The sequence below is a fragment of the Erwinia sp. S43 genome (assembly GCF_016624745.1).
In the GTDB taxonomy this organism is placed as follows: Bacteria; Pseudomonadota; Gammaproteobacteria; order Enterobacterales; family Enterobacteriaceae; genus Erwinia; species Erwinia coffeiphila.
In genome coordinates this window covers 18,959-35,262 of sequence record NZ_JACVTX010000034.1, presented here as the reverse complement: position 1 = coordinate 35,262, position 16,304 = coordinate 18,959, and the positions used below count along the sequence as shown (strand labels likewise).

The following is a 16,304-nucleotide window of genomic DNA, read 5'->3' as shown; positions in this document are numbered from 1 at the left end:
AGGGGGCAATAATGATTGATAAGGTAGAAACCGAAAAAGTGCACAAAATAGAAATATTAGAGTGAATAATTTCAAAAATCGTCGAAACGTAGACACTATTAATTCATTTATAACTTCATTTAGTTTCGCTCCTTTCTGGATGGAAATGTAAATTGAAATTGCTGCGCTGAAAACCGGAATGCTAATTAGTGCATTGAGTAATACATCAATGTAGAAAATGGCTGATTGATAAGGTTCAGGGTCGGGCTCTCCGGGGATAACTCCCCCTATAAAATTAACAATTTCATATCTGAGGTGCCTGCTGACAAAGCTGCTAACCATATCGTCGTAAGGGACTACTCTTGCAACAAGAAGCATAAGAAGAAAAAAAAGAACGATTTTCATCATCGTATGATGGACAAATTTTACCATTAGCGATCATCTCAACATTACCGTTTTCCTTTTAATTTTTTCATGTGTGCTACCTGCCCACAATAGCTGAATCAACGAAGTTAAAACTTAATCCCGGACTCTCCAAAAATATTAGCGCCCTGCTTAAACTCAATCGCAAAGCGCTAATGTCCTCTCCTGCGTTTTATAGCAACCGCTGCTCCAGACTGGATGCAATCGTTTCGATTTCACCTTTTAAACTGTTACCGCGGTACACCATTGACGTGTCATATCGCTGATACTTTTCTTCCCGCGTGGCGCTGAACCAGTTAAACGATCCGATGCACAGCAGCCCGTCATCGCCCATCACAATTTTACTGTGTACGCGATTCACCAGCTTCGTCGTGATGCCCATCTCATTCAGCTTGCTCATTGCGGCCTGAAGGCGCTCCCGCTTCTCCTTGCGCTGTGTGGGATCGGTGTGATCGGTATTAAAGCTTCTGTCCGTAACAACGGTGATATCGACACCCCGTGAACGTGCCTGAACCATCGATGCCAGGAAGCCAGTCTGTTCGAGTTTCTGCCAGGTCAGCCAGGGAGAAACGATGGTGATGTTCTTCCCGATATCATCAAATGTCTGATTTAAAAACTCATCGTGCTGCTCTACCCCGTGAAGCGTAGAGATTTGGGTTTGTGCCTGACTGAGGTCTTTACGGGCCCTGAACTCAAAATGCAGGGTATTGCCTGCCGATGCAAACAGGTATTTCGCCAACAATCCTCGGGGCGTTGAGCCCGGCTGGATCTCAAACAGATCCATATCGCCGAACACCAGGAAGCTGTCTTTAGCGCGAGAGACGGCGACATTCAGCATGCTGGTTTTGCTATCGATAAATCCGCCATCTTCATGCTTGGAGTACACCGAAGAGAAGATCACGATTGCCCTTTCTGCCCCCTGGAGCGAATGCACCGTACCTACCGTCAGCGAGTCTTCACCGCCGCCGCAGTTAACGTCGAGCGACGCTAATGCATTCTTGATGGCCTCAACCTGTGCTGAGAACGGGGTGACTACGCCCACCACCTGATGCAGCGGCTTCCCGTAATGACGCTCGATGTCCTCTTTATGCGCCACCAGCCAGGCCGCTATCGTTTCGGCCTCGAAGCGGTTATATCGGCTACCGCTGTGGGCCTTCATCCCTTTGCCGTCGATATGCAGATATCCCATCGCCGGGAAGAGCGTGTCCTTTTCAGCGCCGCGTTTCGGCTGTAGCTTTCCGTGGTAGCAGAGTGCGTTACAGTAGCCGATGATGTTATCGAAGCAGCGGCGATGCTCGTAAAGATACATACCGCGCGCCATTTCAGCGTCGTACTGATAGTGCGAGCTGAACTGGGCAATCTTCATTACGCTGCCCGATGCCGCACTTTTGCCGGAGTCACATACACGGGCATAGGCTTCGGCCAGCTCTTCCTGACTGCCGACGGGGAGGATATTTTCTTCAACCATATTCCCCATATCGATGCTGGATAAACTGCTCCAGATCGGTTCTATCTGCTCGGTATCACCGATCACTAAGGCCTTCTTCGCCAGCGCGAAGGAAGCCGCCGCGACCTCCGGTAGCACCTGGCCTGCTTCATCGACAATCAGCAGATCGACCAGATTATAAAAATAGCTGTCCTCGAAGCTTTTCGACTCGCCGTTATGCTCGCTGATTTTCATATGCCGGGGCAACATGTAGCAGGTCATCACCACGCAGGGCGTGAGCTTCATCCAGCGCTGCCAGCGGGCCTGAAGAGCTTTCGCTCCGTTGCGGCGTTTCTCCTGCTGCAGGTTGGGGATCGCAGCCATATCCATCAGCCAGCGCCCTTCCCAGTAGTGGGTGGCCAGCAGGAACGCGGGGAATCGGATATGGGTATCGGCAAGATCGTCGGCATCGGGCAGGCTCAACTCCTCTTCACCGGAATGTCCCAGTGAACGGGCCAGATCCTGCCAGTCGCCCAGCGCTTCACTCTCCCGCTGGCGAACCTCCTCGGCCAGATCGATTTGCTGCTGGTACTCGCCCTGCGCTTTCTCCGCCTGCGCAATCAGGCCAGCGATAAAGCCTTCAATCCCCTCCGGTACCGCGCCCTGAAACCCGACCATTCGGCTGCCAAAGGTCTTATCCAGGAAGAGATTCATCTGGTAGAGGCGTTTGGTTCGAACGGGCGAAAGCCAGGAGAAAAACGCATAGATCATGGATTCCCCGGCGCGGTACTGCTGCCACTGCTTTTTGCCCTGGTTCAACAGTGCGATTTCGTCCAGGCAGCCCTGCACTAACGCGCTTTTCTGCCGGATATACTCTTCAAGATCGTCCCCGATGGCTTGACGCTGCTGGCGGATGACGTTCAGTTTTTCCCAGGCTGGCTCGATTTTTTTAAGCTGCATGGCGGAGCGGATTAAACGCTCATGCAAGAGATCGACCACGCGCTCAGGGGTACTGCACTCTGCCGACGGGAACGCCGCCTGAGCTTTTGCGAGATAACAGGCTTGCGCGTCTTCCACGTAGTCGAGAGACTCAACGCGGGTGAAAAAATCTTCCGTTTGATACTTCTTCGCCGCTTCCGCCTGGCGTGTTTGAGACGGGAAGTAAGCACCATAGCTATGCAGATCGGGCAGCCAGCGCCCGGCCATGGCACCGGAACCCGTGGAGAAGTCCTTGCCGAAGGCTTCAATAATGTTGGTGACCGCCTGGTTATTGGTTGAGGTCGCCACCACGACCGGCGGCTCGGCTTTGTTTAGTGCCGCTTTCACCCATTCCGTCGCAATGATGGAGAGCAACAGCGTGGTTTTTCCGGTGCCCGGCGGGCCGTTAACGGCCAGGATATCGCCCGGCTGCTGAGTAAGATAATGGCTGAGGGCATCACGCTGCGCGGCGGCCAGCGGAAACGCATCCCCGGAATGCCCCAGCCGCTGGGTGAACTTTGCATTGGCGGCAAGAAGCGGTTTTAACGGAGGCGTGTCCGCGGCGGCAAAGCGCGACAGCAGCGGAACCTCTTTTTTACACATCACCAGGTGGTCGTACAGGGGAAGAATATGGAAGCTTGCCCCGTTGGCCTGACCCGCTTTAATCACGTAGCCATAGCCTGCGGGTTCGTACTGCTCGTGAGTCTTGCTCCACGACCCCGCCACTTCGTTTAAAAGCTTCTCAATATCTTCCCGGTATTTTTGCCACTGGTGATAGTGCTTAGTATGTCGCTCTTCACGCTGCTCTTCCGTCTCTTCACTTCGATCTTCTTCATCCTCTCCGAAGGTGTATGAGTCATGCGTGGTTTTGTACCTGTCGTACTGCTCCATTTCGCCAATCGAGAAGGTGCCGGAGGGAAGAGGCTCAAGGAGATCGCGGGGGATGGTGGTTTGCGCGACGGGGAATAATAGCCCTTCACGGTTCAGGAGAGCGGAAGTGACCAGCGGCGTGATGACTCCCGGTGCGCCTGCCGTCCGCTCTTTGCCGTGCTTCAGCAGACGGAGCCAGGCTTCTGGCCGTAGCAGCACCTCAACGGTTTTAACCGAGTCCGGCTCCCCCATAAAATATGCCTGGACGAGCTCGTTATTCAGCCGCCCCGAGGAGATATCATTCCACTGGGTAAATTTATCCGCATCTTTGCGCTCAAATGCCCCTTTACCCGACTCTGCATCCGCCAGGGCATTACGCCAGTAAGAGGTGAACGCCTGCGTGTTCCGGTCCATATTCCATCCCTTGATTTAAAATCATTGATTTCGCTGATATAGATTCAGTGCATGGCTAAGTATTGTCCACGATGTGAGAGGGATCGCAATAATTTGTTTGCCGCTATTGATTACGACTAATCTGAATAAGGTGTGCGACAGGTGTTAATTGTGAGAGATTGATTCGGTATGGAATGATGATGAAGATTTTTGATAGTTGATGAATACGTTTGGGGAAGAAGTTAATTTCGGGAATTAATCAGGTGAGTTTTAATATAGTAAGGTAAATAATATGATTCCTGTATAATCCAATTTTAGTTTCGGAAATAAGCTGCACGAGTTGGTGGATAAAATTAAGGATGGAATCTAACCATGGCAACAATCTGGGATGTGCTGGGCATTGAACCGACAACGAATGAAGGTGAGATACGCCGGGCCTATGCTCGAGAGTTAAAACACCGTCGGCCAGACCGTGACCCACAGGGGTTTCAGGAACTGAGAGAAGCATTTGATGGTGCGAAACGCTATGCCAGTTCGGCAGAAATTCTGCCGGATGAAGAGGCCATATCGACTCAAGAACCTCAGCCGACGTCGATGGTCGAATATGTCCAACAATTGATGCAGGAACCAACTGCGCTATCCAAAGCGGGCTGGAGCAGAGAGGTGCTTTGGCACAAAGCCCAAGAGCTTTCCACATTATTAATTCAGGATGAGCTTGAAGGACTGGGCGAACTTCATCGTTATCTTGATAACGACATTCCCGACTCCCTCGAAGCCAGGCAAGCCTTTAGCCAGATGCTGGCTGAAGCACTCAGCGAACAGCGTTGGCTTTACCGCTCGTTATTAAACGAAGTGTCTGCGGTGATGCACTGGCAGTTAGACAGCTACTTCTCATCCTATTTACCCGAAAGCGTTATTTGTGCCTTAGAACAGCAGATTACAAATACTGAGCAGGAAAACTACTGGCAGCAGCTTGCCATAGTTTATGCCAACAATCGTTACGGGCAGTTTAAATGGCGTTTGCTGGCGGAGAAAGGCACCGCAGTGCCATGGTGGGGAAGGCTTGCTCCCGATCTTTTGCGACAGCTGGCCCAGCAGGTCAACGAAATTCGTCAACGGTATCCCGCTCTTCAGGAGCGTCTTAATCCACTGCTGCTCGACGCTCTTAACAAGTCCGAGCGGGCACTCAGCTGGGAAGCGGTGATTGCCATTGTATTCTGGGGATACACAGCATGGTTGCCGGGCCAGGAATCACCCAAGTTGGCACTACAGTCTGGGTTGATGTTAGTCGTGGTAGCCATATTTCTCTGGGGTTATCCAATCCTCATCCGTCGGTTCCAAACTGATGGGATCGCCAAGAGCTGCGTTCACAGTGCTTTCTGGCTGGCCTCTATGCTAATTCTTTTGACGGTTTTTTATCGCGGGTGGCAGGGGGCCAGTGCATGGCAGGGTTCCGATATGATAACGATGCGGATACTGGTGATTGTGCTGTTTCTGATTCTTCCGGTTGGGTGGGTACTCTGGCAGCGGCGCACGGAGTGGAAAACCTTACCTGTTCAGATAGTTATCTTTTTCATGATGTTTCCCGTACTCCTTATCCGCCAGCTTCCCCCCATGGTTAATTTACTGGGTTTGATGCTGTTACCGATGTTGTACGGTTTTTTTATCGAAATGGTTTATTTCGTGAAATAGATAATCGCGCTTCGTTGATTCTGGATTTCAACCCAGAATTTCTAAAAGGTATACATACACATAAACTTTCAAATATCTCTTTGTATTTTTCATTCTATTAATAAAATTTTATCCTCACTAACTACTTATCACTTTGTTGCGACTGATTATTTACTCACCAACATGAAAAGGCTACAATTTTTGTATGGATTTTAAGCCAATTCAAGGACGAAAGAAAATGGCTATAGGTCACTACTTATTCAGGGGTGATAAGACGGTTTGCGGTGGTCGAATTATTGAAGGATGGACAGACCATCAGCACTTGGACAGAGACATGGCATGTGAAGGACATCAGGTGACCTGCGGTAAATATGCGGGTAGATTCCGCATCGTGGGTGGACTTGAAAACGACGACATACACGGCAAAAGGATTGCCGGAACACTGCACAGCCGTAGCTCCTGCCCCTGTAACTCACGTTTTATTCCATCAATCTACGACACCTACGAATTTTCTAAAGAGCCAGCAGAAACCAACTCGACACAATCCCACACGATTGAATTTCCAGTGCTTCCTGGCCCACTGGCCGATCCTGAAACCGATAATTTTGCTGAGACCTGCAAGCCAGAAGATAACCCGTTACTGAACGGGGTGTTTATCTGGACTGAAATCACCGATGCTGGGCATGCGTTCGTCTCCGTACATCAAGATAGTTCGATTTACGTTTACACCTACGGCCGTTTTGGTCGAAGAGGGCCAGCAAACTTAACGGGGGATGGAATACTAAACTTCTTTATTGAGGATGATGCTCGCAGCTACTACCGAGAAGAACTTTACAAAGTTAACGCGCGCCGCGAACCAATGGCCAGGCGTTACCGAGGCCCGCCAGAATGACAAATTGCTGTGCCGGAAGATCGACCGTACGCGCAATATATTCCGCAATTTTTTTTTGGCTCAGCGGGGCTGCCAGATGCTTTTTCAGTGTTTCAAGGCCAAGCTCAGGCTCTCGCTGGCAGATACGGTCAAAGAGCTTACGTTCTTCAAGCATATCGATGATGACCTGGAAGATATTCAGTGTTTTATAGGTGTATTTTTTATCCAGTTTTTTGAATAAAAAGTGTAAATACTCGCGGACCTGAAGCTCCTGCTTCGCCGGATAGTCAAAGATCCAGAAGCCAATCTCGTTGCCGGAACCTTGGTTTTTCAAAAAACGGTCGTCACCGATACGTTCTTCTAGCTGTTTTAAACGATATTCAAGGATCGGGTCATTCATACGTTACCCTCCAGAATAGGGAGCAGTTCGGCTTTGTTTAAACGATGCAAGGCCGTTGCAACATCTGGTAGAAGGAAAACGTTTTGTAAATTGCGGCGGCGTGGGCTATCCAGGTAACCAGCCTCTGCCAGAGCCTTAATCAGATTGTTACCCATTTTTTGGATAGATGAATCAGAGAAAGCAGCCAGCTCCGGGTGCAATCGCAGATTCTCATCCACAAATTCACTCCAGCAGTTCATACCAAGTTTTTCTTTAAACTGTTGACGAGCCGGATTTACGACATCAGCAACAAACTCCGCAACTATTGGAGACTGGAGCATCAATGCAACCAATAGCATTTGTAGACGCTCGCTTTCACTGCCATCAGCAATCAGTTTCCAGCACTCCCAATCCAGGGTCATTAATCGCAGCCTTGAGGTTCGGGCATAACGATTTGCAGTGCTTGTGGAGGAAGCCTGAAGAATATTTTCATTGATTATTTGCTGCTGCCAGGTCGTTTCATCTGGTTCAGAAAGCAACAGTTCAGCAATGGTTCGGCTCTCTCGGACCATCAACGAACCGCCCAGCAGATCGCCAATCCAGCGTTTGTCATTTTTTATCATAGCGTTTGTCATCAAAAATCCGGAATGCTGCTCGCAAAAATCAAGTAATGATTGTAATCGGCATGCAGGATAGATGCTATGACTATGGTGTGGACTGAGGAAGCTGAAAAAATCGAGGTATTCAGGACATCCTGATTGCCCACGTGGACTGCATGAAGGGCTTCGCGGATACGATAAACAGCGTTTACCCGCAGACCCATATTCAGTTGTGCATCATCCAAATGGTGCCTAACAGGCTGAAATACGTGGCTTGGAAGGACTATAAATCCGTCAGCAGCGGGATGAAGGCGGTTTACCAGGCTCCGACCGAAGAGGCGGCGCTGAAGGTGCTGGATACGTTCGCAGGAGTATTGGATGAAAGGTACCCGCAGATCAGAAAAAACTGGCGTGCGCACTGGGAAAATCTCAATACGTTCTTCGGTTATCCGCAAGGCCATCTACACCACGAATGCTATCCAATCGCTGAACAGCATGATCCGGGCCGCCATAAAAAAACGCAAAGTGTTCCCGACAGATAACTCGGTACGGAAGGTTATATATCTGGCGATCAATGATGCGTCGAAAGAATGGAGTATGCCTATCCAGAACTGGCGACTGGCGATGAGTCGTTCTATTATCGAGTTCGGTGACCACCTTAGCACTCACCTTTAACGACTGGGCGGTTACACAGAATTACTGACGGGCTCGTCCATACGGATACTGAATTTCACCCACAAAAAAAGCCACCTCACGGTAGCTTTAATTTTCATACTCAATCTATGGTGCCGAAGGCCGGAATCGAACCGGCACGCCTCGCGGCGGTTGATTTTGAATCAACTGCGTCTACCGATTTCGCCACTTCGGCACTGAAGGGTATGCGGAAAACGTTGGCGATTATACCGTTACCCCCTTTTTACGCAACTCAAATCCTTACCCATCGTTACCAAGTGCTGAAAAATCCAGCGAAGCCCGATGCGAATTCCCGTCCCACCCCAGATTACTCCCAATCCTTAACCATTAACTGCGGCTGCCGTTGCGCTTACGGAACTCGGCCGCGTTTTGGCAGTCGGAACAGTCAATTACCGCACGGCTATTTGCATGCGGCCAGTGAGATGACAGAACGTTAACAAGGCACAATCATGATGAAAGTTACCCACCTGGTAATGGCGCTTTCCCTTTCCGGCGCCCTTTTCTCCGCAGCAGCCGGTGCCACCAGCTGGCAGGATCAGTTAAGTTCCGCCGCTAATGCGCTGGGGCAAAGTTCAGAGAGCGGCAGCGGCACCGCTAAAGATACCACCGCGCAGAGCGGCACCTCGCTGGGGGCGCTGGCCGGGCTGCTGAACGGCGGCAGCCAGTCGCTGAGCGCAGGCACCATGACTAACGCCGCCGGTGTGTTGCAGTACTGCATGAAGAACAATCTGGTGGATAACAACGTCTCCTCCATGAAGGAACAGCTGCTCGGCAAGCTGGGCCTGCAGGATACGCAAAAGCAGCAGCAGTCCACCGACTATCAGCAGGGTCTGCTCGGCCTGCTGAACACCGGCAACAACCAGCAGGTGAACCTAAAATCGCTGGGCGAAACGCAGCTCGGCAAGCAGGTGAAAACCAAGGCCTGCGATTTAGTTTTAAAGCAGGGGTGGAAGTTTCTCTCTTAATGAACCACGCTTATTATGGCGGTGAGGCTGTCCCCTCCCCGCACTTTTTAGGGCTGCGCGATGCGGCCCTTTTTTATGGCTGCGGATCGCATCCGGCATTAATAGTCAAAGACAGCCGCATCGACAGTCGTCAGGATGGTCCCACCTACCTAAAATAATAAGGCTACCGTTATGTCTGATTATCGATTAAGTCATATCTCTGGTCATCTGGGCGATATCGCGCTGCATCACTGGCCGGTGCCGCAGCCGCGTTTTCTGGTGCTGCTGGTTCACGGCTACGGCGAGCATCTGGCCCGCTATCATCACGTTGCGGAGAAGCTGAATCAGCTGGGCGGCTATGTGTTCGGCCCGGATCATCTCGGCCACGGGCTGTCGCAGGGCGAGCGCGTGCTGATTGAGGATTACGAAGCGGTGGTGGACGATGTGCACCTGGCGGTGGCCTCGGTGCGTCAGCAGTTCCCCGATCTGCCGCTGGTGATTATCGGCCATTCGATGGGCGGGATGATCGCCACCCGTTACGTGCAGCGCTTCGCCGATGAGGTGCGCGCGCTGGTGCTCTCCGGTCCGCTGCTGGGAGAGCACACGCAGATTAGCGATATGTTTGGGCTGGCAGACATTCCCGATACGCCGCTGGATATCCGCACCCTGTCGCGCGATCCCGAGGTCGGCGCGAAATATCAGGCCGATCCACTGGTGTGGCACGGGCCGTTTAAGCGTGCCACGCTGGGGGCGATGTGCGACATGCTGAGCACTATCCATCACGGGCCGGGCTTCGGCAGTTTGCCAACGCTGTGGCTGCACGGTGAAGGAGATAAGCTGGTGCTGCCGAATGAGAGCCAGCAGACGCTGAATAAGCTGCGCGGCAGTGATTTTGACCGCGAGCTTTACAGCGGTGCGCAGCATGAGATTTTTAATGAGACCAATCAGGATGAAGTGCTGCGCCGCGTCAGCGGATTTATCGTGCGCGCGCTGGGCTGAATCACAGCGGAGAGGCGACAACTAACCTCCTCTCCGCCATCCATCACGACATAATCAACCGGATTCTGGGCAATGCCATGACTTCACAATCTGTCGGATCCCAGACAGCGCCATTACATCACTGTCAGCCGTATACCGGGCAGCACCATCACTTCACTGTCAGCCGTATACCGGACAGCACCATCACTTCACTGTCAGCCGTATACCGGGCAGCACCATCACTTCACAATCAGCCGGATACCGAGCAGCGCCATCACCCCACCGCCCAGGCGGTCGAGCGGGGCTTTAAAGCGCAGATAGGTATTACGCGGGCCGCGTGACGACAGCGCGAAAGCCACAAACAGATACCACAGCCCGTCGACCATCATCGCCACCAGCGGGATCGCCAGATACATGCTGAGGGAAATCTGCTGCGGCAGCAGTGCGGCAAACACGCCGCTGAATACCACGGCGGTTTTGGGGTTGCTGAGCTGAGTGGTCAGCGCGGTGAGGAAGGCCCGGCGGGCGGTTTTACCGTTGCTGCCCGGCAGATCCAGCGCCAGGGGCTGGCGCGCGCCGCGGAACATTTTATACGCCATCCACAGCAGGTAGAGGCCACCGGCGGTTTTCAGCACCAGCCACAGAGTCGGCACGGCGCTCAGCAGCGTGTGCAGCCCGGCGAGGGCGATAATGGCAAACAGGAAGCTCCCCGCCCCCATCCCTAATGCGGCACCAATGCCCGCACGGCGCGATGACGCCACGGCGGTCCGCGCCACCAGAATAAAGCTCGGGCCGGGGCTCATCGCACCCAGCCCAAGCGCTGCACCAATTGAGACTACCGATAATACCGCTGCATCCATCATTCACCTCCCTCATAGTTAGCCTTCTAACTTACTGAGAGAGGCGGACGGCTGGCAACCCTATCGCAAAGATAAAGTTGCCGACGGTTAAGAAAGGATTAACGGAATACCAGACCGCCGTCGATCAGCGGTGCCTGGCCGGTCATATAGTCAGAATCCGGGCCTGCCAGGTAAGAGACAAACGCGGCCACGTCGTCCGGGGTTTCAGCGCGGCCAAGGGCAATGCCGGAAACGTATTTATCGTAGGTGGCCCCCAGCGGCGCGCCGGTCTCTTCGGACATGCGTTTGTCGATCTCCACCCACATATCGGTGCCGACCACGCCCGGGCAGTAGGCGTTAACGGTGATACCAAACGCCGCCAGTTCTTTCGCCGCCGCCTGGGTCAGAGCGCGCACGCTGAATTTGGTGGCGGAGTAGATACCGAGCAGCGCAAAGCCTTCATGACCGGCAATGGAAGAGGCGTTGATAATTTTACCCTTCTGCTTGCGCTCTTTGAACTTGCTGGCCGCCGCCTGAATGCCCCACAGCGTGCCCTGCACGTTGATCTGGAAGATCTTTTCCACTTCCTGCTGAGTGACGGAGAGCAGGTTTTTGGTCTGGCTGATCCCGGCGTTATTGACGATCACGTCAAAGCCGCCGAGCTGTTTTTCCGCCTCATTCACCGCCGCGAACACCTCTTCGCGCACGCTGATGTCGGCTTTGATGGTGATCGCGCGGCGGCCCAGTGCTTTCACTTCTTCGGCCACCAGCTTAATTTTGTCGTCGTTCAGGTCTACCAGTGCAATATCTGCCCCGTCGCGTGCCAGTCGTAATGCAATTCCACGACCAATCCCCTGACCCGCGCCGGTTACCAGGACCACTTTTCCATTAATTGACATAGCGTTACCCTTATCAGATGAATAAACCAGCCCCAATCATTAGTCCGCTTATCATTTTATGCCTATGGTAATTTGTGCTATTGGATGTATTACGATTGATAATCTGGATTTACATAAGTCTACGCGTGTTGCGGCAGTGAAAACGTCTGCACGGACTTGCTTTACTCCTGCCGGGGGCTGCCTGCTATGCTTGAAGGATAATCACCCGCCTTTCAACCAGATGGATACCTGACTATGACCGAGCCGCTGCTGATTGCCCGAACCCCTGAACAACTGCTGCATCTGCTGCCCGCCTTTGCCAACCGCCACGGGCTGATCACCGGCGCAACCGGCACCGGAAAAACCGTCACGCTGCAAAAAATTGCCGAAAGCTTCTCCGCCATCGGCGTGCCGGTGTTTTTAGCGGACGTGAAGGGTGACCTGACCGGAGTAGCGAAAGAAGGCGTCAGCTCGGAAAAGCTCAGCGCGCGGCTGGCCAAAATCGGCGTCACCGACTGGGAGCCACAGAGCAATCCGGCGGTGCTGTGGGATATTTTCGGCGAGCGCGGCCATCCGGTGCGGGCCACGGTCAGCGATCTCGGCCCGCTGCTGCTGGCGCGCCTGCTGAATCTCAACGAAGTGCAGAGCGGCGTGCTGCAAATCATCTTCCGCGTGGCCGATGATCAGGGGCTGCTGCTGCTCGATTTTAAAGATCTGCGGGCGATGACCCAGTACATCGGCGAGAACGCCAAAGCCTTCCAGAGCCAGTACGGCAATATCAACAGCGCCTCGGTCGGGGCCATCCAGCGCGGGCTGCTGGCGCTGGAGCAGCAGGGAGCGGAATACTTCTTCGGCGAGCCGATGCTGGATATCCGCGACTGGATGCGCACCGACGACGCCGGGCGCGGCATCATCAATATTTTAGCCGCCGAAAAGCTCTATCAGATGCCCAAGCTGTACGCCACCACCCTGCTGTGGCTGCTGTCCGAGCTGTACGAGCAGCTGCCGGAAGCGGGCGATCTCGATAAGCCGAAGCTGGTGTTCTTCTTCGATGAGGCGCACCTGCTGTTCAGCGACGCGCCCCAGGTGCTGCTGGATAAAATTGAGCAGGTGATCCGCCTGATCCGTTCGAAGGGCGTCGGCGTGTGGTTTGTGTCGCAGAACCCGGCGGACATACCCGATATGGTGCTCGGCCAGCTCGGTAACCGCGTGCAGCACGCCCTGCGCGCCTTTACGCCGAAGGATCAGAAGGCGGTTAAGGCCGCGGCAGACACCATGCGCGCCAACCCCGCCTTCGATACCGTTACCGCCATTCAGGAGCTGGGCACCGGTGAAGCGCTGATCTCGTTCCTTGATGAGAAAGGCAGCCCGTCGATGGTGCAGCGTGCGATGGTGATTGCCCCCGGATCGCGGATGGGCCCGGTCACCGACGATGAACGCAACGGTCTGATCAATCACTCACCGCTCTCCGGCAAGTATGATGAAGTGCTGGACCGAGAATCCGCTTGGGAAAAACTGCAGCAGGGCGCGCAGGAGGCCAGCGATCGGGCGAGCGCCCCACCGGCCAAAGGCAACAGCGTGGCGGTGGATGACGGCATTCTCGGCGGGCTGAAGGATATTCTGTTCGGCAGCACCGGGCCGCGCGGCGGCAAACGCGACGGCGTGGTGCAGAGCGTGGCGAAAAGCGCCGCACGGCAGATCACCAACCAGATTATTCGCGGCGTGCTGGGCAGCATTATGGGTGGCAGGAAGAAGTAAGGAGCTTATGGATAAAGAACGTGAACTGAGGCAGGCAAAACGCCTGCCGCTGCTGTTACTGGGCGGCGCGGCGCTGCTGTTTATCGGCACGCTGATCTGGCCGCTGTACTACCCATCGAACCTGTGGATTAGCGGACTGAAGGCGGTGGCCGAGGCGTCGATGGTGGGCGCGCTGGCGGACTGGTTCGCTGTCAGCGCGCTGTTTCGCCGGGTGCCGATCCCGCTGGTCGGCCGCCACACGGCGATCATTCCGCGCAACAAGGATCGCATCGCCGATAATCTTGCGCTGTTCGTGCAGGATAAATTCCTCAACACCGGATCGCTGCTTGAGCTGATCCGCCGCCACGATCCGGCACGGATCGTGGCCGAATGGCTGAGCAAAGCGGAAAACGCCGCGCGACTCAGCGGCTATCTGCTCAAGCTGGTGCGCGGCTTTCTCGATCTGGCCGACGATCGACGGATTCAGCAGTTTATGCGCCAGGCGATCCACAAGGCGATCGACAAGGTGGATCTCAGCCAGTCGTCGGCGCTGATCCTGGAAAGCCTGACCAAAAATAACCGCCACCAGCAGCTGCTGGATGACGCCCTCGCCCAGGTGTTACAGCTGATCAACCGCCCCGGCACCCACGAGTTTATCGCCCTGCAGGTGGTGCGCTGGCTGAAGCGCGAGCATCCGCTGAAGGAAAAAGTGCTGCCCAGCGAGTGGCTGGGGGAAAAGAGTGCCGATCTGGCGGCCAGCGCGGTGCAGTCGATTCTCAACGAGATCGAAAACGATCCCACCCACGCGCTGCGCCAGGGTTTTAACCGCGCGGTGCAGCGGCTGATCGTGCGGCTGAAAACCGATCCGGAAATGGCGCAGAAGGCCGAAGAGGTGAAGCGCTATCTGAAAGAGGACGAGGCGCTGAACGGCTATATCGCCCAGCTGTTGGGCGATCTGCGCGGCTGGCTGAAGGAAGATCTCAGCCGTGAGGATTCCCGACTGCATGCGAAGGTCAGCGCCGCCGGGCAGTGGTTCGGCGACACGCTGATGCAGGATGCCACCCTGCGAAGCTCCCTGAACCAGCATCTGGAAGAGGCGGCGGCGGGCGTGGCACCGGAGTTCTCCGACTTCCTCAGCCGCCATATCAGCGATACGGTCAAAAGCTGGGACGCGGCCGATATGTCGCACCAGGTGGAGCTGAATATCGGCCGCGATTTACAGCGCATCCGCATTAACGGCACGCTGGTCGGCGGCGCAATCGGGCTGCTGCTCTATCTGCTGTCGCTGATCCCGATGCTGATTTAGCCCGCGCATAATGCAGCGCCGGGTTCGCTGGCGGCGCTCATTCGCCTGTCAGCAAAATAGCAGGCTTAACAGGACCACGCTGCTTCAATCCACGCTTCCACCGGGTCTTTTTCGCAACGGCAGGCGTGGCCGGTGCACGCCGCTATGTGCCATTCAGCTGTGCCGGGCGATCTGCTGCTGGCTGTACTCGGCGCTGTAAAGGAACGGGGTATGCAGCCCGCCGTCCAGGTGGGTGAACGGCACCAGCGCCCCGTTATCGTCAAACAGATGGATCTGCGCGGGGTCGATGGACAGCTCGACGAAATCCCCCGGCTGGCTGACGCGCCCCGGCGTCAGGCGCGCGGTCAGTTCCTGCTCTTCCACTCGGCACAGCGCCAGCGTATCCGAGCCCAGCGGCTCAATCACATCGGCCAGCGCCGGTAGTGGAATGCGCTCGCTGCGTACGCCAAAGCGCGGTGGCTCCAGATGTTCCGGGCGAATGCCCATCAGCAGCCGGGTGCCGTGCTCCGCCTCAACCGAGCGCAGCGGGATCTCGCAGCGGCCAAACTTCAGCACCGGCCCGCCGGTCAGCTGCTGCACTTCCACCTCCAGCATGTTCATCTGCGGCGATCCGATAAATTCGGCGACAAACTTGTTCACCGGGTGGTTATACACCTCCATCGGCGTGCCCACCTGTTCGATGCGCCCCTCGCGCAGGATCACCACCCGGTCCGCCAGCGTCATCGCCTCCACCTGATCGTGGGTCACGTAGATGGTGGTGGTTTTCAGCAGCGCGTGCAGCCGCTTGATCTGAATACGCATATCCACGCGCAGCTTGGCGTCCAGGTTGGAAAGCGGCTCATCGAACAGGAAGGCGCGCGGGCGGCGGATAATCGCCCTGCCCATCGCCACGCGCTGCCGCTGGCCGCCGGAGAGCTGCCCGGGTTTACGCGCCAGCAGATGGCTCAGCTGCAGCATTTTAGCGATCTCTTCCACCCGCTGGCGGGTATCCTCGCGATCGTTGTTTTTCATTTTCAGGCCGAAAGCGATGTTCTCCGCGATGGTCATATGCGGATAGAGCGCGTAGTCCTGGAACACCATCGCAATCTCCCTTTCGCTCGGTTCCAGGTGGTTCACCACCTCATCGCCGATGCGCAGCAGGCCGCCGGAGATCTCCTCCAGCCCGGCGATCATCCGCAGCAGGGTGCTTTTGCCGCAGCCGGACGGGCCGACAAAGGCGACGAATTCACCGTCTTCGATATGCAGATCGATACCGTGGATGGCCTGAATATGCTCGTAACGCTTGATAATTTTTTCCAGTGAAATCACTGCCATGGTTGTTGCCTCATCGTTCCAGGTCA

Annotated in this window: 11 protein-coding genes, 1 tRNA gene and 2 pseudogenes; 7 read left to right on the top strand and 7 right to left on the bottom strand. The window is 54.8% G+C overall.

The window, feature by feature from the left end:
• Window positions 1-574 precede the first annotated feature (574 nt).
• Complete coding sequence (locus IBT47_RS24505) at window positions 575-4,090, bottom strand: AAA domain-containing protein (protein WP_200563657.1); 3,516 nt, start codon at window positions 4,088-4,090, stop codon at window positions 575-577.
• Window positions 4,091-4,441: 351 nt separating this feature from the next.
• On the opposite strand from IBT47_RS24505, the gene IBT47_RS24500 reads away from it, so the two are divergent.
• The gene (locus IBT47_RS24500; protein ID WP_200563655.1) at window positions 4,442-5,761 is read left to right on the top strand and encodes a molecular chaperone DnaJ; all 1,320 of its coding nucleotides are present in this window, start codon (window positions 4,442-4,444) and stop codon (window positions 5,759-5,761) included.
• Window positions 5,762-5,945: 184 nt separating this feature from the next.
• Entirely contained in the window at window positions 5,946-6,632 is a 687-nt protein-coding gene (locus IBT47_RS24495; protein WP_370569947.1) for a PAAR domain-containing protein, read from the top strand.
• Here the strand turns inward: IBT47_RS24495 and IBT47_RS24490 are convergent.
• Window positions 6,589-7,011: pseudogene (locus IBT47_RS24490) on the bottom strand (BREX protein BrxB domain-containing protein); the annotation flags it as partial. The gene IBT47_RS24495 and the pseudogene IBT47_RS24490 sit on opposite strands and share 44 nt — an antisense overlap.
• On the bottom strand, window positions 7,008-7,625 hold the full coding sequence (locus IBT47_RS24485) for a DUF1819 family protein (protein ID WP_200563653.1): 618 nt from the start codon (window positions 7,623-7,625) through the stop codon (window positions 7,008-7,010). The gene IBT47_RS24485 and the pseudogene IBT47_RS24490, both read right to left, overlap by 4 nt.
• 140 nt (window positions 7,626-7,765) lie before the next feature.
• Between IBT47_RS24485 and IBT47_RS24480 the strand changes: the two are divergent.
• Window positions 7,766-8,264: pseudogene (locus IBT47_RS24480) on the top strand (transposase).
• A 108-nt stretch (window positions 8,265-8,372) separates the two neighbouring features.
• Here IBT47_RS24480 and IBT47_RS24475 read toward each other — a convergent pair.
• Window positions 8,373-8,457: transfer RNA gene (locus IBT47_RS24475), tRNA-Leu, on the bottom strand.
• A gap of 274 nt (window positions 8,458-8,731) precedes the next feature.
• Here IBT47_RS24475 and IBT47_RS24470 point away from each other — a divergent pair.
• Entirely contained in the window at window positions 8,732-9,247 is a 516-nt protein-coding gene (locus IBT47_RS24470) for a DUF2501 domain-containing protein (RefSeq protein WP_200563651.1), read from the top strand.
• Between the two features lie 171 nt (window positions 9,248-9,418).
• The gene (locus IBT47_RS24465; RefSeq protein WP_200563649.1) at window positions 9,419-10,225 is read left to right on the top strand and encodes an alpha/beta hydrolase; all 807 of its coding nucleotides are present in this window, start codon (window positions 9,419-9,421) and stop codon (window positions 10,223-10,225) included.
• Between the two features lie 218 nt (window positions 10,226-10,443).
• Here IBT47_RS24465 and IBT47_RS24460 read toward each other — a convergent pair whose 3' ends face one another.
• The gene (locus IBT47_RS24460) at window positions 10,444-11,064 is read right to left on the bottom strand and encodes a LysE family translocator (RefSeq protein ID WP_200563683.1); all 621 of its coding nucleotides are present in this window, start codon (window positions 11,062-11,064) and stop codon (window positions 10,444-10,446) included.
• Between the two features lie 98 nt (window positions 11,065-11,162).
• Window positions 11,163-11,942, bottom strand: a complete 780-nt coding sequence (locus tag IBT47_RS24455; RefSeq protein WP_105592991.1) for an acetoin reductase — start codon at window positions 11,940-11,942, stop codon at window positions 11,163-11,165.
• 234 nt (window positions 11,943-12,176) lie between these two features.
• Here IBT47_RS24455 and IBT47_RS24450 point away from each other — a divergent pair, with 234 nt between their 5' ends.
• Together IBT47_RS24450 and IBT47_RS24445 are read left to right on the top strand one after the other, a co-directional pair.
• Window positions 12,177-13,679, top strand: coding sequence for a helicase HerA-like C-terminal domain-containing protein (locus tag IBT47_RS24450; RefSeq protein ID WP_200546588.1), 1,503 nt, complete (start codon window positions 12,177-12,179; stop codon window positions 13,677-13,679).
• Window positions 13,680-13,686: 7 nt separating this feature from the next.
• Window positions 13,687-14,964, top strand: a complete 1,278-nt coding sequence (locus tag IBT47_RS24445; protein ID WP_200563647.1) for a DUF445 domain-containing protein — start codon at window positions 13,687-13,689, stop codon at window positions 14,962-14,964.
• Between the two features lie 153 nt (window positions 14,965-15,117).
• Here IBT47_RS24445 and IBT47_RS24440 read toward each other — a convergent pair whose 3' ends face one another.
• A complete protein-coding gene (locus IBT47_RS24440) occupies window positions 15,118-16,278 on the bottom strand; it encodes a sn-glycerol-3-phosphate ABC transporter ATP-binding protein UgpC (RefSeq protein ID WP_200563681.1) in 1,161 nt (386 codons plus the stop codon).
• Window positions 16,279-16,304: the final 26 nt, after the last annotated feature.